The following is a 22,161-nucleotide window of genomic DNA, read 5'->3' on the forward strand; positions in this document are numbered from 1 at the left end:
TCTATCCCTGCACGACGCGCTTCCGATCTCATCTGATCTGCTGGCATCAGAGAAAGTTGTGTCATAGCGAAAAGATACACAAAAATGAAAGCAAATCAAAACAAGGGATAGCTCCTGCCAAATATACTCCTGGTTGTGTCATATCTCAAAGATACTCAAAAATGAAAGCAATTCACAACGGCGTTAATCTCGGCAAAAATCACCAATTTGTTGTGTCATATCTCAAAGATACTCAAAAATGAAAGCAATTCACAACCGTATTTTCATAAGCTATTAGATCCTTTGCGTTGTGTCATATCTCAAAGATACTCAAAAATGAAAGCAATTCACAACTGTCAGAGAGACATAACTTAATTAACCTTGGTTGTGTCATATCTCAAAGATACTCAAAAATGAAATCTAGCTTGGCAATTAGCGTTGGCGATTCGGCGAAGCCAAAGCAATTCAAAACTTAGCCGATCAATTCACAATTGACTATTGACTGATTCATAAAATAAGCTCTTGCATTACGTGATAAATATAAAATCAGAAAATTAAAAACAACTGAAAAGATTTAGCAATAAATAAAAATAGCAAGTCAAAACTGTTTTTAAAGCAATAAAATAATAAATAGGTATCACTTATCGTTAAAGGATCAAAACACTTTGGTATGCCATAAAAATACTTTGTTTAAAAATGCGTTACAATGATGAAAATAAAATCAGCCAGCCAGCTCACAGATGAGCAGTTTAAAGATATGGTGCTTCTTATACTTTCAGAGCTGCTCAATCTCCATCACAAAACTAATCATACTCACCCTGAATATTATGACAGTGCAGATGTAAAGCAGCTGCTCAAGATCAGTGACCGCACTTTGCAGAGGCTGAGAAATTCAGGTGAGATACCGCATATCAAGATCGGAGGGAAAATATACTATCCAAAATCATTTTTCACTGAAAAATCAAAAAATCACCTTAAAGAGTAATTCAGCAGGAGGTTCAACCGGTATATAATACAGCCTGAATTCTATTGAGGCTGTATCATACAATTCCAATAGATTAAACATTTTTCGTCCATCCGACTAAGAAATATAGATCAGAACAATTATAAGTTGATGATTACAATTCTTATTCAAAATACCCCGTATCAAGAATTTATTCTGAAGCCATCAAATGATTTCTAAAATACATCCATACTCTGCTCATTTGTTGAGTGGAGCGTTCTTGCGTACTCAAACATTCTTAAGAATTTAAAAAATTAGTGAACATAGCGTTACCATAAATCCTCTTAAGTTTCCACTATCAACTAATCCACCTTCGGAAAAAGGATGTTTTTTCCGAAGAATACCCGCATCATTCCCGAAGAACACCCGAAACAACAACTACTAAGCCAGACAAAATAAGTCAGTCAAAGCCAAATACAGCCAAAACTTTTCCGGCAGTTACAAAACACCATTTTCTGTGCTACCTTCGTTTCACTAATCATAAAAAACATAAAAAAATGGCAAGAATAACAAAAGGAATCCTTGGAGGATTTTCAGGAAAAGTAGGAACTATCGTAGGAGCCAACTGGCGCGGCCAGGACATTATCCGGAGCATCCCAAAACCCAGCAGCAGACCGCCGAGCGAAAAACAGCTTTTGCAGCAGAACAAATTCAAACTGGTCATCAGTTTTCTGCAGCCGCTGAGAAACATTCAGTCCAGATATTTCGGGTCGGGGAGTGGTTCTAAATCCAGAGTCAATATGGCGGCTTCGTACACCATTAATGAAGCCTTACAGGTAACGGCAGATGTTCCTTCTCTGGTGTACAACAAAATTCTGATTACCAAAGGTGATCTTACCGGTTTTCAGAATGTGACCGCTTCAGCGCAGTCCGGCAACCAGATCAGCCTGAGTTGGGAAGACAATTCTTTACAGGGAAATGCTTCTTCAACCGACAGCATCAGCATCGTCTGTTATTGCGAAGAACTTGGCAGATTTGAAATTTTTGAATCGGTGGCGTTGCGTCCGGATCTCAATGCAAATGTCACACTTCCGGCTGACTGCAACGGCAAAGCGATGGAAGTGTATGCATTCATTAGCAACGAAATGCAGACTTCAGCATCCACGAGTTTCTATCTCGGACAAATTCAGATAGTTTAAACTTAAAAAGAATTCACTCGAAAGGGTGAATTTTTTGTTGTTTACGGTTTGCCGTAAAGGTTGGAATTGGTTTTTTGGTTATATTTGAAAAGTAATAATGTAAAGAAACTAAATGGCAAAAACCGACACATCAACTTTTGAACAAAAACTATTTAAATCTGCTGATAAATTACGTAAAAACATAGACGCAGCAGAATATAAGCACGTAGTTCTAGGGTTGATTTTTTTAAAATATATATCTGAATCCTTTACAGAAAAATACGAACAACTTCAAAAAGATGAATATTCTGATCCCGAAGACAGAGATGAATACATTGCATCTAATATATTCTTTGTTCCAAAAGAAGCACGTTGGAGTCATATACACGCCAACGCCAAATTGCCAACCATAGGACAAACCATAGACGAGGCAATGCAAGCCATAGAAAGGGAGAATAAAGAACTGAAAAATGTTCTTCCACAAGTATATGGCAAAGCCAATTTGGACAAAACTTCTCTTGGCGAATTGATAGACCTTATTTCTAATACCGATTTACAAGTAGAAAACCATAATTCTAAAGACCTTTTTGGTAGGGTTTACGAATATTTTTTGGGTGAATTTGCCAATGCAGAAGGTAAAAAAGGCGGACAATTCTATACGCCAAAAGCCATTGTAAAGCTAATGGTAGAAATGATAGAACCCTATAAAGGCAGAGTCTATGACCCAGCCAGTGGAAGTGGTGGTATGTTTGTGATGAGTGAAAAATTTGTGTTGGAACACCGTGGTAGAATTAATGATATAACCGTTTACGGACAAGAAAGCAACCAAACCACTTGGAAGCTCTCTAAAATGAACCTTGCCATCAGAAACATCAATTCTAAATTTGTAGCTTGGAACAGTGAAGGTTCTTTTTTGAAAGATGCTCACCCAGATTTGAAGGCAGATTACATCATAGCGAATCCACCTTTTAACCAAAGCGATTGGGGTATCGATATTTTGCAGGAAGACGGGCGTTGGAAATATGGAGTACCACCTAATGGAAATGCCAATTACGGTTGGTTGCAACATATGCTGTATCACCTTTCACCAAGAGGCGTTATGGCAACGGTTCTTAGTAATGGTTCTCTCAGTTCTAATACTTCTGGTGAGGGCGAGATTAGAAAAAATATGATTCTTGCAGATTTGGTAGAATGTATTGTGGCTTTACCAAAGCAATTGTTTTACAATACAGGAATACCAGCGTGTATTTGGATTATGCGACGAGACAAAAACCACCATAACCGTGAAGTTCTTTTTATAGATGCCAGTGAAATGGGCTATATGAAAGACCGTGTACATAGAGATTTAGCAGATGAGGATATTGATTTAATTACCGAAACCTACCATAATTGGCGTAAAAATTCCCCTCTTGAGAGGGGTGCCGAAGGCGGGGTGTGCTACCAAGATATAAAAGGCTTTTGCAAAAGTGCCACGTTAGAAGAAATAGAAAAACACGGCTATGTTCTTACCCCAGGTAGATATGTAGGCATTACCGATACAGAAGATGACGGAATCCCTTTTGAAGAAAAAATGCAGTTGCTTACCACCACTTTAAAACAACAAATGGACAAAGAAGCCGAGCTGAATGCCGAAATTGAAAAACAATTGGCTAAAATTGGGTTTGTATTACAATAGTTTCATTAAAAAACATAACCATTATGAACTATGATATTAAAATTAAAGGCAATAAAAACGATGACGGTTCTATAGAATTTGACCGTCTGAGTTCGTTGGCAGATACTACTAAAGAAATTGCAACTAAAGCTCTTATGCTACAGTTAAGAGGTTATAGTGATGTGAAGCCCGATGCTAAAATAAAAAAAGCTCTTGAAATAAGATTAGAAAGTCTGACCGGTAATAAAAAAGATGGTACTTCTATGACTATAGATTGTGACCATTTTTCTGAAACCATTAAAAGAGTTCAGTTAGATTTTTTTAAACCTAAAGAGCAGTTACTTCAAGCAACTCCTATGTCTCTTGTAATACAATCTTTTCACAACGCTTTAAGTGATAATAGAAGCGAAACCGATATAGATAAACCTTTGCTAAAATCTCTATTAAAATTTAAAAAGAACTTTATTAGCAATGAAGAGGTTTTTTATTTAGCCAATAGAGGTACAGTTCCAGAATTAGAACTTACCAAAGAAGACTTTAAAAAAATCAGCCTGCTGGAAGACAGCATACCAGAACCTACTAACGAAATTGTAAACGGTAAATTAGACGAAATAAAAGTATCTAAAGGAAAATTAGGGTTACAAACTACACAAGGTATAGTAACATTAATTGCAAAAAATGATACCACTTTAAATAACATTCTACAATTTGTAGGCAAAGAAATTACTATATCTGGACTAGCACATTACAAAGCAAACGGGCAACTAAGTTTTATTGAAGTAGTAGATTATAGTGAGCCTAAAACATCTGATTTGTATTTCTCTAGAAAACCTAATGCAATGAATGCTGAGCAACAATTACTTTTCCAAATAAAAGAAGGGAAGGGAAAAAATTCTTTGGGTGCACTGGAAAGTTTAATGGGACTAATGAAAGATGATATATCAGAAGAAGAGTTTAATGAAATGCTAAAAGATAGCCACAGATGAAAAATATTGTAATAGACACCTGTGTTATTATACACATCATTAGACAATCTGAGACCGGGAAAAATTGTATAGAATTATTAAAAGAATATGACACCAACCCTAATATTGTGATTTCTACGGTTACAAAAGGAGAACTAGAATCTTTTGCAAAGCAACAGAATTGGGGAGCATCTAAACTTACGGCATTGAATAATTTTCTAAACCTAGTAACTTACATAGATATAGAAAATGCAGATGCAAAATTACTAGAAAGTTATGCAAATATTGATGCTTATTCTAAACGTAAAATTCCTGCACCAAATGGAGAATTAAAGCAAGGTTCTTCTTGTAAAATGGGCAAAAATGATTTATGGATAGCTGCATCTGCACACGCCATAGATGCACCATTGCTTACAGCCGATGGAGATTTTGACCATCTTAACGATAATTTCTTGACGATAAAGAAAGTAGTATGATAAATGAAAGTAATATGCCTAAAGAATGGATAGAAAAGACTTTGGGAGAAGTTGTTGAACGAATAACAAAAGGTACTACTCCTAAAACTTTTTCAGTTAATGAAAATGATGTAAACTATATCAAATCCGATGCTTTAAATTATGGAGGTTTTTTAGATAAAAATAAATTTGTAAAAATCACTCAAGAAGTTAATGATGAACTGAAAAGATCTCAATTAAATATTGATGATGTTTTATTGTCAATGGCAGGAGAATATTTAGGGAAAACAGGTTTAGTAAAAGACGAACATTTACCTGCAAATACAAATCAAGCAGTTGCAATTATTACAGTTGATAAAAATATTATTTATCCTATATTCTTATGGTATAATTTGAGAGATACAAATACAGTAAAATATTTCAAATCAATTCCCAGCCAATCAGCTCAACCTAATATCAATTTTCAAGAGATTAAAACTTTATCTATAAAGATACCACCAATACCCGAACAAAAATCCATCGCAGCAATACTAACTTCTTTTGATGAAAAAATAGAATTGTTACAAGCCCAAAACAAAACTTTAGAAGAATTGGCACAAACGATTTTTACCGAATGGTTTGGGAAATATGAAATGGGAGATGAGTTGCCAGAGGGTTGGAGAGAAGGAAAGCTTGGGGATGAATTTGATATAACTATTGGAAGAACACCTCCAAGAATTGAACAAGAATGGTTTTCAGATACACCAACTGGTAAAAAATGGATTTCAATAAAAGATATGGGTAATTCCGGAGTTTTCATTTTTGATACCTCCGAATATTTAACTGATGAAGCAATTTCAAAATTTAATATTCCTATTATTCCTGAAAATACAACTTTACTGAGTTTTAAAATGACAGTAGGTAAATTAGCTATTACTACCGAAGAAATGCTTTCTAATGAAGCAATTGCACATTTGAAAATTAAAAGAGATTCTTATCTAACATCTGAATATATTTATTTGTATTTACAAAATCTAGATTTCAATTCTTTAGGTAGTACGTCATCAATAGTTACAGCAATTAATTCTACAATCATAAAAAAATTAGATTTTGTAATTCCTCAAGAAAACATCCTTAAAGACTTTCAAGAAATAATTCATCCTATATTTGATAAAATCAAAACTAATACTGAACAAATTCAAACCCTCACCAAAACCAGAGATGAGTTGTTACCAAAACTGATGAGTGGTGAGATAAGGGTAAAAATGTAAATGTATGTTAGAAGAAGCAAAAGAATATAGCAAAGAGCTATTGGAAGATACTAAAGAAGTTGTTCTTGAGAGATTTTTCAGTCCAATGTATTTTTATTTTATCTTATCTTGGATCATTTATAATTGGACATTTATATATAGTTTCCTTTTTGTGGAAAGTAAAGAACTAAAAAAATTAAAAGTTGACTATCTTTTGAGCTTCTATCCTGTGAACTCTTTTTCTAATATAGCTCTGAATGTTTGGTATGTGTTTTTAGGACCTGCAATTTCTACATTTTTATTTATATGGTGTTTTTCAATTTTATCTGAATTGTCCTATAAAAGATTTGAACAATATAAAACAAATAAAAGAACAATAAAAAGATTGTTAGATTATGAAGAAAAAGTAAAAATAGCTAAAGAGGAAAGAGAGATTAGAGACCAAGAGTCAGATTTACCAACTATTATATATAATGACAATAAAGATTTTAATGAATGGTTAGATTCTAGCCAAGAAAATGTAATGGTAGGCTCTCTTTCCTATTCACCTAGTGAAGTTTTGTACAATACCGATTATCAAAGCTATAAAGAAGCTTTAGAAGAATATAATAATCAAGTAAAACAAGAAGAAAATAACGACCAAGAAAACTAATAAAAATTATGGCAGTAGAAGTAACAGGCAAACAGATTGCGAGTGATAAAATAACGATAAAAGATGTTTTTGGAGAAGATATGTGGTTTTGCATACCAGATTATCAAAGACCTTATGTTTGGGGAGAAGACCAAATCAGTACTTTGTTAGATGATGTTTCGCACGCAGCAGTTAATACACCAGATAGTCAATATTTCTTAGGTTCATTGGTATTACATTGTCAGCCAAAAAACTTTAATGGTACTACTTACCAAGAAAACAGCGTTCTGGACGGGCAGCAACGTCTTACTACATTATATATTCTACAAGCCATCATCAGAGATGTAACCACGGTAGAAACCAGAAAAAAAACGTGTGCAAAAGCCATTTTCCAGGAAGGAAATCCAGATGATGGTGTGCCTGAGCGTTTACGCATTGAGTTTGCGATTCGTAAAGAAGTAGAAGTTTTTATAAACAATTTTATAAAAAAAGAAGGAGGCACACAAAAAACTGAGGAGTTGCAAAACTTAGCCAATACTTCAGAAAACGTGTCTATAAGAAATATGGCAAATGCCATTCTTATCATTAATAAATGGTTTGCCAATGAAGACAATTTGGATATTGATGTTTTATTTCCTTATTTAAGACAATATGTAATTTTAGTATATGTTGCAAGCAGCGAACTAGAAGATGCTTTTCGCCTGTTTACAGTTCTTAATGATAGAGGTATAAAATTAAGAAATAGTGATATTCTGAAAGCCCAGAATTTAAAAGAAGTAAGCACAGAGCAAAAACAAACAGAATATGCAAAATTCTGGGAAGAGCTGGAAGGAGAACTAGGGGAAGATTTCGATTTGTTTTTATCTTACATCAGAACTATTCTCGTAAAAGAAAAAGCACGAAACAATTTATTAAAAGAGTTTGAAGACAATATTTACCATCCAAAAAAATTCAATCAAAGCACTAAGAAATATGAAAGTGCAGAGCCATTATTAAAAAAAGGCGATGAAACTTTTGATTTAATTAAAGCATACAAAGTTCATTATGATGCTGTTTTCAGTGGTAATAATTATCATATCAGTAATAATTGGGCATTTGATAATTTAATCAGTATTCTCAATGATACTGCATTATCTGATATTTGGGTTCCTCCTTTATTGGTATATAGGCATTATTTTGGAGATTATAAGATTTTAGATTTTCTAAAATTGCTTGATAATAAATTTTCAGGAGATTGGATAGGAAGACAAACACCTACAACCAGAATAGAAGCAATGAATAATGTGATGAAGAGAGTAGAAGAATGTGCAAAATTAGCAGATACAACCAAAGATGAAAAACTGAATTTGCTGTTTAATGACAACGTTTTTGTTTTTAACTCTTCATTCTTTTTATCAGATTTAGATGAGAATTCTATTTATGGGAGAAGGTTTGCAAGATATATTTTAAGAAAGGTAGATTTTTTATTAGATGCACCTCTTTATTCAGAAAAAAGAAGTTCTTACAATGAAATGTCTGTAGAGCATATACTGCCTCAAAATCCAGAAGAAAACAGTCAATGGAATTTAGATTTTATGCCTGATGAAAAAGAAGTGTGGACGCATAAACTGGGCAACTTGGTACTCATTAGCAGAAGAAAAAATTCTGGGCAAGGGAGATTAGATTTTTCATTAAAAAAAGAAAAATACTTTAAATCTAGCATCGAAACATTTCCTAATTCACTCCGTGTAATACAAAAACCTGAATGGACAATTACAGAATTGAAAGATAATCATAAACAATTGATAAATAAAATAAAACAGCATTACAAAATATAGTTACTATGCTCACCGAAAACACCATAGAACAGTCATTGATTGAGCAACTTGTACAACAAGGCTACACTTATTATTATGGTGCAGACATTGCTCCTTACAGTAATAATGCACAAAGAGAAAGTTTTTCTTCTGTAATACTGGAAAATCATTTCAAAGAAAGTCTTAAAAAGCTCAATCCCGCTATTCCAGAATCTGCGAGAGTAGAAGCGTTCCAAAAGATAATCAATTTAGGAACAGAAGATATAATGGAAAACAACGAGCGTTTTCATACATATCTTACCAACGGTGTTACAGTAGAATACCAAAAAGGTGAAAATACCATAGGTATCAATGTTCGCCTACTCGATACCGAAAATATAGAGAATAATAGTTTTTGGGTAGTCAATCAATTGGTAGTAAAAGAAAACAACAACGAAAAACGATTTGATGTAGTGGTGTTCATCAATGGTTTGCCGTTGGTTTTCATAGAACTCAAAAATGCTTCAGACGAGAAAGCGACTTTGCAAAAAGCGTTTCAACAAATACAAAATTATAAAAAAGCCGTTCCTAATATTTTCTATTATAATGCACTTTGTGTAATTTCTGATGGAATAGATGCCAAAGTGTCTAGTGTTTCTGCTCCATTTTCCAGATATCTCGCTTGGAAAGCTCCTAAAGACACTACCAATACTTTACAAACCGATTTGCAAATTCTTGCTGAATATATGCTCCATAAAGATACTTTGGTAAAACTCATTCGATATTGTACGGTATTTGAGCAAGAAGAAGTAAAAAATGCCGAAGGTATTATTTCACAAATCAAAATAAAAAAAGTAGCAGCATATCACCAATATTACGCGGTACAAAAAGCGGTGGCACAAACCTTAAGAGCTACTCATTCAACGGATGGTGACAGAAAAATTGGTGTGGTTTGGCATACCCAAGGTAGTGGCAAATCGCTATCAATGGTTTTCTTTAGCGGACAGATTATTACACATCCAAAAATGGAAAATCCAACTTTAGTAATCCTTACCGATAGAAATGATTTAGACGACCAATTATTCGGTACGTTTGGAAACTGTGTAGGATTGCTTCGTCAAAAACCAGTACAGGCAGAAAGCCGAGAACACATCAAAGATTTGTTAAAAGTTTCGGGTGGTGGTGTTATTTTTACCACCATTCAGAAATTCGCGCCAGAGACAGGTAATATCTATGAAACCCTTTCGGACAGAACCAATATTGTAGTCATTGCAGATGAAGCACACCGAAGCCAGTATGGTTTCAAAGGCAGAGAAGTAGAAACAGAAGAAGGTTCGGAAATAAGATATGGCAATGCTAAATATTTAAGAGATGCTTTACCAAACGCTTCTTACATTGGTTTCACGGGAACACCTATTGAAAAAGAAGACAAATCTACACCAGCCGTTTTTGGGAAATATATTGATGTTTATGATATTAAACAAGCTGTAGATGATGGAGCTACAGTTCCTATAAGCTATGAATCTCGTTTAATAAAGATAAAAATCGACGAATCTACGATGGCTTCTATAGACGAAGACATTAATGCTATTTCAGATGCTACAGAAGAACAATTAGAAAAAGCCAAAAAGAAATTAGCAGCTATAGATTCAGTTGTAGGACATCCAGACCGTTTGAAAGATATTGCCAAAGATATTGTTGCACACTTTGAAGCAAGACAGCAAGTTTTTGAAGGAAAAGCGATGATTGTTTGTATGACAAGAAACATCTGCGCAATGCTTTATAATGAAATTATAGCATTAAAACCAGAATGGCATCATAACGATTTGGATAAAGGTGTATTAAAAGTAATAATGACCAGCTCTACAGACGATAGCGCATTGTTGCAGCCACACCATACCACAAAAAAACAACGCAAAGATTTAGCAACCCGTATGAAAGATCCTAATGATGACTTAAAAATTGTTATCGTTAGAGATATGTGGTTAACAGGTTTTGATGCACCAAGTATGCACACAATGTACATTGATAAAAAAATGCAAGGTGCTAATCTAATGCAAGCCATTGCAAGAGTAAACAGAGTATATAAAGATAAGCCAGGTGGGTTAATTGTAGATTATATTGGTATTGGTCAAGATCTAAGAAACGCTATGGCAACCTATCTGCAAAGTGGCGGAGAAGGAACTCCTATTGTAGATATTAAAGAAGCCATTGCAGGAATGCTTGAAAAACACGAAGTATTAGAGCAAATGTTTATCGGGTATGATTATAAATCTTATTTTTCAAGTGAAACCGCACAAAAACTTCAAATATTGTTAGGTGCTCAAAATTTCATTTTAGAATCAGAAACTTTAAAGAATCGATTTTTAAAGGAAATCGGTTTGCTTTCTAAACTCTTTGCATTGTCAATTCCAAGCGCAGAAGCTGATAGCATAAAAGATGAGGTAGCTTTTTTCCAAGCTGTAAAATCTAGAATTAATAAATTCAGCAGCAATGGTGTAAAATCTGATTATGAAGTAGAAACAGCCATAAAGCAAATTGTGGATGAAGCTTTATCAAGTGATGGTGTAATTGATATTTTTGAAGCAGCAGGAATAGAAGCACCATCAGTTGGTATTCTGTCTGACGAATTTTTGTTAGAAGTAAAAAATATGCAACAAAAAAATGTTGCTTTTGAATTGCTTAAAAAGTTATTAAGTGACGAAATAAAAATAAGAAAGACTAAAAACTTGGTACAAGGAAAGAAATTTTCGGAAATGCTAGAATCTGTTGTAAAACGCTATCATAATAACCAGATAGATTCTGCTCAAGTTCTGAAAGAATTATCTGAAATAGCCAAAGAAATGAGACTAGAAGATGCAAAGTCTGAAGAGTTAGGATTAAGCCCAGAAGAATATGCTTTTTATAGTGTTTTAAAAAATAATGATTCTACTTCATTTTTAGATGATGAGAAAATGAAAGAATTGATTCACACTATTGTAGAGGTTATCAGGAAAAATGCAACAGTTGATTGGAGCAAACGTGATGATGTGAGAGCACAATTAAGACTTACGGTAAAGAAAATTTTGATGCGTTACGGTTATCCGCCAGATGTTGCTAAAATGGAAGCAGATAGAGTTATTGCTCAAAGCGAGAGTTTGGCTGATATTTTTAGCAGAAATTAGAATAAAAGCAATCAATGGTACAAACTTATAGTGGTTCAGTCATTTAAAAAAAATCACAATTAACTTTAATTAATTCAACAACCCCGACTCCTGAATCCTCACCGCATACTCACTCCCCAGATACATCGGATTTCCATGTTTCTCAGACCAGAAACCATCCAGCGTATCGGCATTAAGACAGCGGTAAACCGCAACTCCTTTATATATTTTCCGGTCATCACCTTCGTAGCTGAAATTGATGACCAGAATCTGATCTTTGTAAAAACCTGTGCCGTGCTGAATATGATTACCAATGATCCATCGGGCAATAATGCGGTTGTTTTCATCAATGCGTAAAGTCAGAAAACCGTGATAGGTACTGCTGTTTTCTTCCTGATTGCTTCCCTGTATCGAATAGTTTCCTGCAAGATCGTGTATAGTCATGCTATTTGTTTAAAAATAACAAATGTACTTATCTTTTTATTTAACCTGAGTTCGGGATAACATTATATAAAACGCAAAGCTAAACAAAAGTATTAATCACATGATTTTAAAGATTTAAGATATACAAAGGCGTATAACTTATCGAAGTAATACAAAATTCTTGTATTACTTTGATAAACGAAGTGGCATTGTTTAGCTTGAAAGCATTTCAAAAAAGTAATATTTCTTTGTTTTTCCTTGCGATAAAATAATTTTATTTTGAAAATCAGTCAGTTAAAAATATCTCTTATTCCGAGTTCACGTTATTTAACCTAAATTCAGAAAAAGCAAATATTATAACTTCTGAGCTTTGTAAATAACCTTTGTCTCCGTTTTGGTGAAAAATGTTGTTAAGTGTAATGCCATTGTCGGTGTTAACGAATTGCAAATCTAATTTCTTTGCTTAACATTGCAACCATCAATACTATGAAATCATTTTAAATAATTCGGCTCTTTCAGGTTGTGTATATTTGCAGCTATGATTTATTATGTATCTGTGATCAGTCTTATCAGTTTTGGGCTGTTTGGATTTGACAAAATGAAAGCAGTAAAACGTCAGAGAAGAATTTCGGAATCTACTTTATTAGCTGCAACATTACTGGGAGGAACCATCGGTGCGCTTCTGGGCATGATTCTTTTCAGGCATAAGATCTCTAAAAAATCTTTTCTTTTCAAAATAGTATTCGTTATCGCTATACAAATAATGGCTGTAGTGGCTTATAATAAATTACAGAAGTAATCATTAGTAAATAACTTTCTTTCCTGCATTTTTAAGAACCTGCTGTTACATTAATTGGATTTGTTCTGAAGAAGTATACGAATAACTTAATCAAACCTGAGTTGGGGATAAGTTTTCTTAAACGCAACGTTAAACAAAGAGATTCAATTATCAAGAATTCAGCTTTTAAGATATACAAAAGCACTTCGACTACGCTCAGTATAAACTTTAACTTATTAAAATAATACCATTTTTGTCTTTTTTCAATAAACGAAGTGCCTTTGTTTAGCTTAAAAACTTTCAAAAAGTAAAAAATCTTTTGTTTTTCTTTGCAATAAATTAATATGATGCTATAAATCAATTATTTAAATTTATTTCTTATCCTCGAACTCAGGTTAATCAAAGACAATTTATAGAAACTAATGAAAGTTCAAGAATTAACTTTAACAGTGCATTAACAAAGTTTTAGCATTTCAATTTGGGTGACGGCATTATTTTTTCAAGTCTATGACTAGATAACACCAAAAAATTTAATAGTATGTCAAAAAAAATTGCCATTTTAGCAACACACGGATTTGAAGAAAGTGAACTGAAATCACCAAAAGAACACATTGAGCAGCAGGGATGGACTGCCCACATCATCAGTCCGGAATCGGGAAGCATCAAAGCATGGTCTGAGAAAAACTGGGGAAAAGAATACACTGTAGATAAAACATTAAGCGAAGCATCGGCATCAGATTATGATGCGCTGGTTTTGCCGGGCGGTGTCATCAATCCTGACCAGTTAAGAACCAATGAAGATGCTTTGTCATTTGTTAAAGATTTTTTCAGCCAGCATAAACCGGTTGCGGCAATCTGCCACGGACCGCAGATTCTCATCAATGCGGGTGCAGTTGAAGGAAGAAATCTTACTTCGGTAAAAGCTATTAGCCAGGATTTGAAAAATGCAGGAGCCCAATGGGAAGACAGCGAAGTAGTGGTAGACAGTGGTTTGGTGACCAGCAGAACTCCCGAAGATTTACCGGCATTCAATGCAAAACTGGTAGAGGAAGTAAAAGAAGGGAAACATCAGGAGCAGACACTGTAAAACAGTAAGGTATAGTATACGTTATAGTAAACAGTAAAGGTTTAAGTCCAAATGGATTTAAACCTTTTTTAGTAAAGGTGAAAAATTTAATCTGTACGATTATTTTCAGAATACAAATCTTCCATGTTTTTATTTCTTCCGAATAACTTCTTCATTATTAATTTGTTAAATAATAGACATTGTTGATGTTTAATTCATTAAAAATCACTAATTTCGCACCCGTAAAAATCATTCATGCAAAACATTAGAAATATTGCGATTATCGCACACGTTGACCACGGTAAAACTACCTTGGTTGATAAAATTATTCATGCTACAAACATTTTCAGAGAAAATCAGGAAAGTGGAGAATTAATAATGGATAACAACGATCTTGAAAGAGAAAGAGGAATTACCATTTTATCAAAAAATATTTCTGTTACTTATAAAGACACAAAAATTAACGTAATCGATACTCCTGGTCACGCCGATTTTGGTGGGGAAGTAGAGAGAGTATTGAAAATGGCAGACGGAGTTATTTTGTTGGTGGATGCGTTCGAAGGACCAATGCCACAGACAAGATTCGTATTGCAGAAAGCTTTGGAATTGGGATTAAGACCATTGGTGGTAATCAACAAAGTAGATAAGCCAAACTGTCGTCCGGACGAAGTTCACGATCAGGTTTTTGATTTGTTCTTCAACCTGGAAGCGACTGAAGAGCAGCTGGATTTCCCAACATTCTACGGTTCTTCAAAACAGGGATGGTTCAACACATCACTGGAACAGACTGAAGATATTTTGCCATTACTGGATGGTATTTTACAATATGTTCCGGCTCCGAAAATAGAAGAAGGAAACCTTCAGATGCAGATTACTTCTCTTGATTATTCTTCTTTCCTGGGAAGAATTGCGATCGGAAAAGTGACAAGAGGTGAGCTTAAGGAATCTCAGTGGATCGGTCTTGCTCAGGCAGACGGAAAAATTGCAAAAGGAAAAATAAAAGAATTATACGTTTTCGAAGGTTTAGGAAAGAAAAAAGTAACTGAAGTTCAGGCAGGAGATATCTGTGCCGTAGTAGGTTTTGATGCTTTCCAGATCGGAGATTCTTTTGTAGATCTTGAAAACCCTGAACCGTTGGAAAGAACAGCTATTGATGAGCCTACGTTGAACATGACGTTCTCTATCAACAATTCACCTTTCTTCGGTAAAGACGGTAAATATGTAACTTCTAATCACCTGAAAGAAAGATTACACAAAGAATTAGAGAAAAATCTTGCATTGAGAGTTCAGCAGACAGATGATGCCAATACATTCCTTGTATTCGGTAGAGGTATTCTTCACTTATCTGTTTTAATTGAAACCATGAGAAGAGAAGGATATGAAATGACCATCGGTCAGCCGCAGGTAATCCTGAGAGAAATTGATGGTGAAAACTGTGAGCCTTACGAATCTTTGGTAGTGGATGTACCTGAAGAATATGCTTCAAGAGTTATTGATCTGGCTACTCAGAGAAAAGGTGATCTTCACATTATGGAAACAAAAGGTGAAATGCAGCACATGGAGTTTGAAATTCCTTCAAGAGGTTTGATCGGGTTGCGTTCTCAGATGTTGACAGCAACTGCAGGAGAAGCAATTATGGCACACCGTTTCACAGAATACAAGCCTTTCAAAGGAGCAATTCCGGGAAGAAACAATGGGGTATTGATCAGCAAAACTCAAGGTCCTGCTACTGAATATTCAATCAATAAACTACAGGACAGAGGTAAATTTTTCGTTGATCCGGGTGAGGAAATCTATGCAGGAATGATTATAGGTGAACAGAACAAGCCGGGAGATTTGGTGGTAAACATTGTTGAAGCTAAGCAGCTGAACAATATGCGTGCAGCCGGAAAAGATAAAGATACCGGTGTTGCACCAAAAATCTTGTTCTCTCTGGAAGAATGTATGGAATATATTCAGGCAGATGAAGCAATTGAAGTTACTCCTAATTTCATAAGAATGAGAAAGAAAATTCTTTCTGAAGAAGAAAGAAAAAGAGTGGAAAGAACGGCGAAAGCATAAATTTCACACCTATATAAATCAAGCCTCGGAATTCCGGGGCTTTTTTTATGAATGGAGTTTTACTAATCATACCTATCATTAGCGGCTGAATATTTGCATAAAAGTTTTTATCATTTCAGATGATTGAATGTTTCTAATTAAGTTGAATATCCGCAATGAATCATTATAGATTCTGAGTTTACTTCTGTTAAAAATTTTAATACAATTAAAAGCAGACAATCATCATTAATGAAGCGAAATTTATCAATCAGCATAGATTATCTCTTTCCTGACTTGTTTTAGCCTTAAATGTTAAAGATAAGAATAAAATTAATCTGACCAAAAATATACTGACATAGCGTATGAAAATATTCCACTCCTTACTCATTCTTTCTCTTCTTTTTATTCTTCTCATATCATGTGACGGATTAAAAAAAGCGAGAAATATTTTTGAAACTTCAGAACGTATAAAGTATGAGAGGAACTTTTCAGGCGCAGACAGTCTTATGACACAGTGGAAAAGCAATTTTGCATCTGCCGCAGATAATCAGCTTGTTGTAAAAGATGGTAATGTATTTTCTGTTCAGGTCAATGAAATCAGCATTCCTGCGTTGGGCTATTCTGTGGAACTTCAGCAGGGACGGCTTTTAGTGGTAGAAGCCATTGCCGGTGATCCCAATGCAAAGATCTTTGTTGATATCAGCGAAAAGGTTTATTCTAAAGAAAAAGCAGAAAGTGTACTCATCAGTAAAGGGAGATTTACAAAAAGAATTGAAAATACAGGATCGTATAAAATTATTGTGCAGCCGGAAATCAATTTTGCCGGAACATTTGTATTGAAGATCTATACGCAACCTTCCCTCAGTTTTCCTGTGGCAGGAAAAGGGAACAGTGATGTTCAGAGTTTTTGGGGTGCAAGCCGTGACGGTGGCGGCAGAAGTCATGAAGGAATAGATATTTTTGCACGAAGGGGAACTCCTGTAACAGCAGTAATCAACGGAACTGTCACAAGAACCGGAAATCAGGGCTTAGGCGGGAAGCAGGTTTGGATGAGAGATCCGGAAATGAATTATTCTTACTATTATGCACATTTAGACAGTATTATTGCAAATAGCGGTCAGCGGGTAAAAGCGGGTGACACATTAGGATTAGTAGGAAGTACAGGAAATGCAGCTGGAGGTTCGCCACATCTTCACTTCGGAATTTACACCTTGGGTGGAGCAGTAGATCCTTATTCTTTTGTAAAAAAGACTAAATTACCCGAATCTGTTTCTCCACCGTTGAAAATACTTTCTGCAAAGTTTGCCAAAGCAGGATCTGTGATAAGATCAGGACCGGGTACAGAATATACGACTCTTAAAAAATTAGCAGGTAGAACAGCCATAAAAATTCTCGCTGCAGGGAAAGACTGGTGTCATATAAAAACTGATGACGGAACTGAAGGATTTATATATTCAGACAGGCTTGAATAATGCTGTTTGTCATAATTAATGAGTCTAAATGGTTATATCCTTTTTTTGTATTCTGAATTTTATTATCTTGAAATCCTTAATTACAGATCAGTTTGAATTATAGATCAATGAAAATCACTCATATAAAATTAGTATGCCTTTTGGGACTGTTTGCATCTTTCACTACTTCTTGTGCTGTGAGAGAAAAATTGCCTGCAGCAAAACCCGCAAAAACACCAGACAAGACGGTTAAAATTCCAAATCCGGTATCTGTTCCTCCTGTAGCAGCAGTTGAGGAAGAGTTAAAAGTAGATCTTCCGGCTATCAACCGTGAATTCCGTGGAGTGTGGATTGCAAGTGTCGCCAATATCAACTGGCCTTCAAGAAATAATTTATCTGTAGAACAGCAGAAAAGAGAAGCCATCAGTATGCTGAATATGCTGCAGGAAAACAATTTTAATGCTGTTATTTTTCAGGTTCGTCCTTCTGCAGATGCGTTGTACACAAGCGAGCTTGAGCCATGGTCATATTTCCTGACCGGGAAAACCGGTGAGCCGCCTTATCCCAATTATGATCCTTTGCAATTCTGGGTTGAAGAATCTCATAAAAGAGGTATGGAACTTCATGTATGGCTGAATCCTTACAGAGCACATCATTCTAACGGAGGTGCCGTTACCAATCAGTCTATGGTCAATAAGCTTTCAGATATAACCATCAGATTAAAAAACGGAATGTACTGGTTTGATCCTGCCAATGCGAAAACTCAAGGACACGTGTCTAATGTGGTAAAAGATATTGTAAAAAGATATGATATTGATGCAGTGCATTTCGATGATTATTTTTATCCTTATGCAACGTACAACCGGGGAGCAGATTTCCCTGATCATACCTCCTGGAACGAATATGTAAAAAACGGCGGAACATTAAACAGAGCAGACTGGAGACGGGACAACGTCAATAAATTTGTAGAAAGAATTTATAAAGAAATTCATGCAGAAAAAAATCATGTAAAATTCGGCATCAGTCCGTTTGGGATTTGGAAACCCGGTTATCCCGAAGGAATTGTAGGTTCATCACAATACGATGAGTTGTATGCTGATGCTAAATTATGGCTTAATAAAGGCTGGGTAGATTATTTTTCGCCGCAGTTATACTGGCCGATTGAGTCTAAAGGACAAAGTTTTCCTGCATTGCTGAACTGGTGGAAATCTGAAAATACAATGAACCGCCATCTCTGGCCCGGCTTAAATACAGTGGAAATCAAAGCTTCTGACCGTCCTTCCGAGATTAAAAATCAGGTAGAATTATCAAGACAGATTTTAAATAGCAGCATGGGAACCATCCATTGGAGTATTGCAGGCTTAACGAAAAACGCAGGTATGCTCCCTACACTAAAAAACGGACCGTATAAGGAAAAAGCACTAACTCCAAGAAGTCCATGGATTAAAACACTTCCTTTAGAAAAGCCTACTTTGTTTACCAACGATAATGGAAGTTTTGTACAGGCCAGCTGGAGTTCTAAAAAAATTGGTAATGTATTTCTATGGGTTCTTTTTACACAATACGATGGAGTTTGGAATACTGAAATCCTGACTTTGGAAACACTTTCGAAGGATATTCCAAAGTTTAAAAATGGTAAAACATTAAATGTGGTAGCAATAAAGGCGATAGACCGTTTAGGAAATGAAAGCGATTATATGGCAAAAAAAGTAAAGCAATAATCAATATAATAAGGCTGATGGATTATCAGCCTTATTTTTTTAATCTTAAAAAACCTGTACGATAGTAAATTTTGCAGATCCTGAAGTAATGGTGAACCATTCTCCCTCTAAAGTAGACCTGAACTGGTACGTTTCTGAAGCTCCGTTGCACGAATCATAAGCAGGATCTCCCAATTCCAGCTCTGCACCATAATTAAAGTTGGCATCTCTCCCAACCATCAGACAGTCAGTCCAGTCGGTTTCTGTTGTGATGACGCTGACATTATTTAATGAAGGATGAGCAGGAGTTCTCCATGTTTGGGGATTTGTTGCTGAAGTTTGCACCAACCATTGGCTAACCGGTGGAGTAGCCGACAATCCCTGATTGAATTTTATAAATTCCGCAATAAAAGGACTTCCTCCACTTGCGGGATCAAAAGTCAGATTATAATTGCTGTAATCATTACTTGAAACTCTAGGGTAACAACTGCCATTAAGACCATTTGCTTCAATTCTCGCCTCCAGGAAATAGGATGAATAGTTGTAAACGAGCAATGTCGACTGCTGTGCATTGGTATATACTGCAAGCCATAGTACTGAGAATAAAGTTAAGATATTCGTTTTCATAATATTTAATTTAGTTTATTAAAGTAATATTCATGTTTCTGATGATAATTAGCTCAAATCATTTTAATTGCATTTTTCATTGTTAATTGATTTAACTTAATCCTGTGTTAAACTACTCATAGATATTCAACACCACAAGCTGTTGTTGTAATAATTTATCAATTTATGTTTCTTTCATGGTCAGATATTAAACAATTATACAGTCTGATATATTGCAAGTGGTTTAAAATGAGTTTATTATCAAGTATTTTTTTAACAAAGCATCAGAAATATTATTTCTTAGTGGTATATTAATGAGGATCGCATGAGATTTTAAGTACATATATATGTCATTTAAATTTGAATAATAATTTGCATTGAAATATTTAATCATGAAAGATGTTATGCAAAGCATTGATTAATAGTTATTTGAATTGCAACCATAAGTGTAAATTTATAAATAATTCCCATTATATGTAAATATTTTAGTTTAATCCATAATGATGGAAATAATTTATTGTTAAATTGCAGTACACTTAATTCATTGTTTTTTGAAAATTTAATTCATTAACTAAAATCTAGAAGTTACAATTCATCAAACCTTTTTAATAACAAAAATTTATTTACTATGAAAAAAATTCTTTTTACACTTAGCCTTTTAATGGTTGTGTTAAATTCTTGCACCAACGAAAGTGCAACTGTTAATACAGTAGAATCTATGAAAACTCCTGAAATGCAAAACTTTGCCAAAGCAATGCGAAGTCTGGGAGATCCCGCCAATAGAGCCACCGAGGAAGAAAAAAGAAGCGGGAGTGCAGAATTAAGCGACAGAAGAAAAAGAATTCTTCTTCCTTCTGCAACAGAACTTATTAAGTCTACCGGAGTTACAGATGCGCAAATTCAGCAGAAAACAAATGGAGATGTTTCTGCGATTTTGGTCTGGGCAATCCAGATTAATCAGGAAAAAATGGCTCAAATAAGAAATAACGTGAAATTGTAATATTATGAAAAAGCATTTTTTAATAATCTGCTGTGCTTTAGGAACCCAGATTTTTGCACAGCAAAGTAAGCTTACCATCAACAATTATTCACCTTATGATTTTCGTGGTCAGTTAATGGCGACTCCATTAGGAACCTGTTATCCTATGATCAGTATTGGATATCCCGCCGTACCCGATCAACTTCTAGTACCCGCATCCGACAGCTTTTACCTGTCAACGTACAGTGATGGTGTGGCATCAGGTATCAGCTCTTTTTTTGTTACTACTTCACCAACTAATCCTGGTATGCCAAGAATTCCAGGCCATCCTACATTATCCCCAATGGGACCTATCTCATTAAATACTGACTGGAGACACACTAAATTTCAAATGTGGTTTGCAGGAACAAACACTCCGGTGTCTTCAGGAGGAACAAACGTACCTGAAACTTATTTTTTAGGAAATTTGGGAGATGGTACTAATAGCTGTTTCAGCGGACCGACAAATGTTTCCAGTGTTTATGGCTATGCTGAATGGTATACTATTACGTCCGGAAGTATAAAATATACTTTTATTGATATTTTTTAATTGAAGATTATGAAAAAGATATTTTTAATGTTCAGCTTATTTTTAAGCACCATTGCATTTTCCCAAGTAACTCCGCTTACAATAAACAATTATTCAAGTTATAAGCTTACAGGGAGGTTGAGAGCTGCTGATCTGACCAATTGTGTTCCGGAACTTTACGTGGGAAATACCTTGTCTAGTGGCAATTTTACAATTCCAGCTTCTTCGAGTACAGAATACGTTAAATATTACACCGCTAATACCGCTACTATTCCCGTATTCGATTACCTTGTAAGAATGTCTAATACGACACCGGCTTCGGTACTTCCTTACAATCATCCGAATGTAGTGGCTATTTCACCTACCACCGATTGGTCATTTTATGCATTTGATTTAAGAGATGCAGCAAATAATATTTATGATCATTTTGAATTAGGAGTAGCTCCTTGTGCAAGCAATTATCCTACCTATGAGATGGGATCGGTTTCGGAGGCGGAATGGTTTACTATTACTTCTGGAGGAACTGTCCACAGCTATATCCAGATTTATTAATTACATTCTCTAACAATAAAAATAGCTCCTTATTTGTAAGGAGCTA

General features: G+C 34.9%; 19 protein-coding genes. 17 read left to right on the forward strand and 2 right to left on the reverse strand.

The window, feature by feature from the left end; all coding sequences use genetic code 11:
* Positions 1-685 precede the first annotated feature (685 nt).
* The 9 genes from AC0NBN_RS13970 (at position 686) to AC0NBN_RS14010 (ending at position 11,973) form a co-directional block, all read left to right on the forward strand.
* Positions 686-964, forward strand: a complete 279-nt coding sequence (locus AC0NBN_RS13970; protein ID WP_474468640.1) for a helix-turn-helix domain-containing protein — start codon at positions 686-688, stop codon at positions 962-964.
* Positions 965-1,479: 515 nt separating this feature from the next.
* Positions 1,480-2,121, forward strand: coding sequence for a DUF6266 family protein (locus AC0NBN_RS13975; RefSeq protein ID WP_160812257.1), 642 nt, complete (start codon positions 1,480-1,482; stop codon positions 2,119-2,121).
* Between the two features lie 112 nt (positions 2,122-2,233).
* The gene (locus tag AC0NBN_RS13980) at positions 2,234-3,775 is read left to right on the forward strand and encodes an HsdM family class I SAM-dependent methyltransferase (protein ID WP_160812258.1); all 1,542 of its coding nucleotides are present in this window, start codon (positions 2,234-2,236) and stop codon (positions 3,773-3,775) included.
* A gap of 23 nt (positions 3,776-3,798) precedes the next feature.
* Positions 3,799-4,740, forward strand: coding sequence for a hypothetical protein (locus AC0NBN_RS13985; protein ID WP_160812259.1), 942 nt, complete (start codon positions 3,799-3,801; stop codon positions 4,738-4,740).
* Positions 4,737-5,195, forward strand: coding sequence for a PIN domain-containing protein (locus AC0NBN_RS13990; protein WP_160812260.1), 459 nt, complete (start codon positions 4,737-4,739; stop codon positions 5,193-5,195). The genes AC0NBN_RS13985 and AC0NBN_RS13990 overlap by 4 nt, the downstream gene beginning before the upstream one ends.
* The gene (locus AC0NBN_RS13995; RefSeq protein ID WP_160812261.1) at positions 5,192-6,424 is read left to right on the forward strand and encodes a restriction endonuclease subunit S; all 1,233 of its coding nucleotides are present in this window, start codon (positions 5,192-5,194) and stop codon (positions 6,422-6,424) included. The genes AC0NBN_RS13990 and AC0NBN_RS13995 overlap by 4 nt, the downstream gene beginning before the upstream one ends.
* A gap of 4 nt (positions 6,425-6,428) precedes the next feature.
* Positions 6,429-7,055 carry a hypothetical protein gene (locus tag AC0NBN_RS14000; RefSeq protein ID WP_160812262.1) on the forward strand — a complete coding sequence of 209 codons (627 nt, stop codon included), beginning with the start codon at positions 6,429-6,431 and terminating at the stop codon, positions 7,053-7,055.
* Between the two features lie 8 nt (positions 7,056-7,063).
* Positions 7,064-8,851, forward strand: a complete 1,788-nt coding sequence (locus tag AC0NBN_RS14005; RefSeq protein WP_160812263.1) for a DUF262 domain-containing HNH endonuclease family protein — start codon at positions 7,064-7,066, stop codon at positions 8,849-8,851.
* Positions 8,852-8,856: 5 nt separating this feature from the next.
* Positions 8,857-11,973, forward strand: a complete 3,117-nt coding sequence (locus AC0NBN_RS14010; protein ID WP_160812264.1) for a type I restriction endonuclease subunit R — start codon at positions 8,857-8,859, stop codon at positions 11,971-11,973.
* A 69-nt stretch (positions 11,974-12,042) separates the two neighbouring features.
* On the opposite strand, the gene AC0NBN_RS14015 is transcribed toward AC0NBN_RS14010, so the two are convergent.
* Positions 12,043-12,396, reverse strand: a complete 354-nt coding sequence (locus AC0NBN_RS14015) for a hypothetical protein (protein WP_160812265.1) — start codon at positions 12,394-12,396, stop codon at positions 12,043-12,045.
* A 517-nt stretch (positions 12,397-12,913) separates the two neighbouring features.
* Here AC0NBN_RS14015 and AC0NBN_RS14020 point away from each other — a divergent pair.
* From AC0NBN_RS14020 to AC0NBN_RS14040, 5 genes are all read left to right on the forward strand, one after another.
* Complete coding sequence (locus AC0NBN_RS14020) at positions 12,914-13,174, forward strand: DUF1294 domain-containing protein (protein WP_160812266.1); 261 nt, start codon at positions 12,914-12,916, stop codon at positions 13,172-13,174.
* Positions 13,175-13,691: 517 nt separating this feature from the next.
* Positions 13,692-14,240 (forward strand): type 1 glutamine amidotransferase domain-containing protein, encoded by a 549-nt coding sequence (locus AC0NBN_RS14025; RefSeq protein WP_143884984.1) that lies wholly within the window; start codon positions 13,692-13,694, stop codon positions 14,238-14,240.
* Between the two features lie 234 nt (positions 14,241-14,474).
* Positions 14,475-16,280 (forward strand): translational GTPase TypA, encoded by a 1,806-nt coding sequence (typA, locus tag AC0NBN_RS14030; protein WP_143884985.1) that lies wholly within the window; start codon positions 14,475-14,477, stop codon positions 16,278-16,280.
* A 341-nt stretch (positions 16,281-16,621) separates the two neighbouring features.
* Complete coding sequence (locus tag AC0NBN_RS14035; RefSeq protein WP_160812267.1) at positions 16,622-17,731, forward strand: M23 family metallopeptidase; 1,110 nt, start codon at positions 16,622-16,624, stop codon at positions 17,729-17,731.
* Between the two features lie 107 nt (positions 17,732-17,838).
* Positions 17,839-19,431 carry a family 10 glycosylhydrolase gene (locus AC0NBN_RS14040; RefSeq protein ID WP_160812268.1) on the forward strand — a complete coding sequence of 531 codons (1,593 nt, stop codon included), beginning with the start codon at positions 17,839-17,841 and terminating at the stop codon, positions 19,429-19,431.
* Positions 19,432-19,476: 45 nt separating this feature from the next.
* Here the strand turns inward: AC0NBN_RS14040 and AC0NBN_RS14045 are convergent, their stop codons facing one another.
* On the reverse strand, positions 19,477-20,037 hold the full coding sequence (locus tag AC0NBN_RS14045) for a hypothetical protein (protein ID WP_160812269.1): 561 nt from the start codon (positions 20,035-20,037) through the stop codon (positions 19,477-19,479).
* 607 nt (positions 20,038-20,644) lie between these two features.
* On the opposite strand from AC0NBN_RS14045, the gene AC0NBN_RS14050 reads away from it, so the two are divergent.
* Genes AC0NBN_RS14050 through AC0NBN_RS14060 form a run of 3 tightly spaced genes read left to right on the forward strand, consistent with a single transcriptional unit; the run spans position 20,645 to position 22,115 of the window.
* Entirely contained in the window at positions 20,645-21,016 is a 372-nt protein-coding gene (locus tag AC0NBN_RS14050; RefSeq protein WP_143884988.1) for a hypothetical protein, read from the forward strand.
* A 4-nt stretch (positions 21,017-21,020) separates the two neighbouring features.
* On the forward strand, positions 21,021-21,584 hold the full coding sequence (locus AC0NBN_RS14055) for a hypothetical protein (RefSeq protein ID WP_160812270.1): 564 nt from the start codon (positions 21,021-21,023) through the stop codon (positions 21,582-21,584).
* 9 nt (positions 21,585-21,593) lie between these two features.
* Positions 21,594-22,115, forward strand: a complete 522-nt coding sequence (locus tag AC0NBN_RS14060; protein WP_160812271.1) for a hypothetical protein — start codon at positions 21,594-21,596, stop codon at positions 22,113-22,115.
* Positions 22,116-22,161: the final 46 nt, after the last annotated feature.

The sequence above is a fragment of the Chryseobacterium sp. L12 genome, assembly GCF_056133985.1.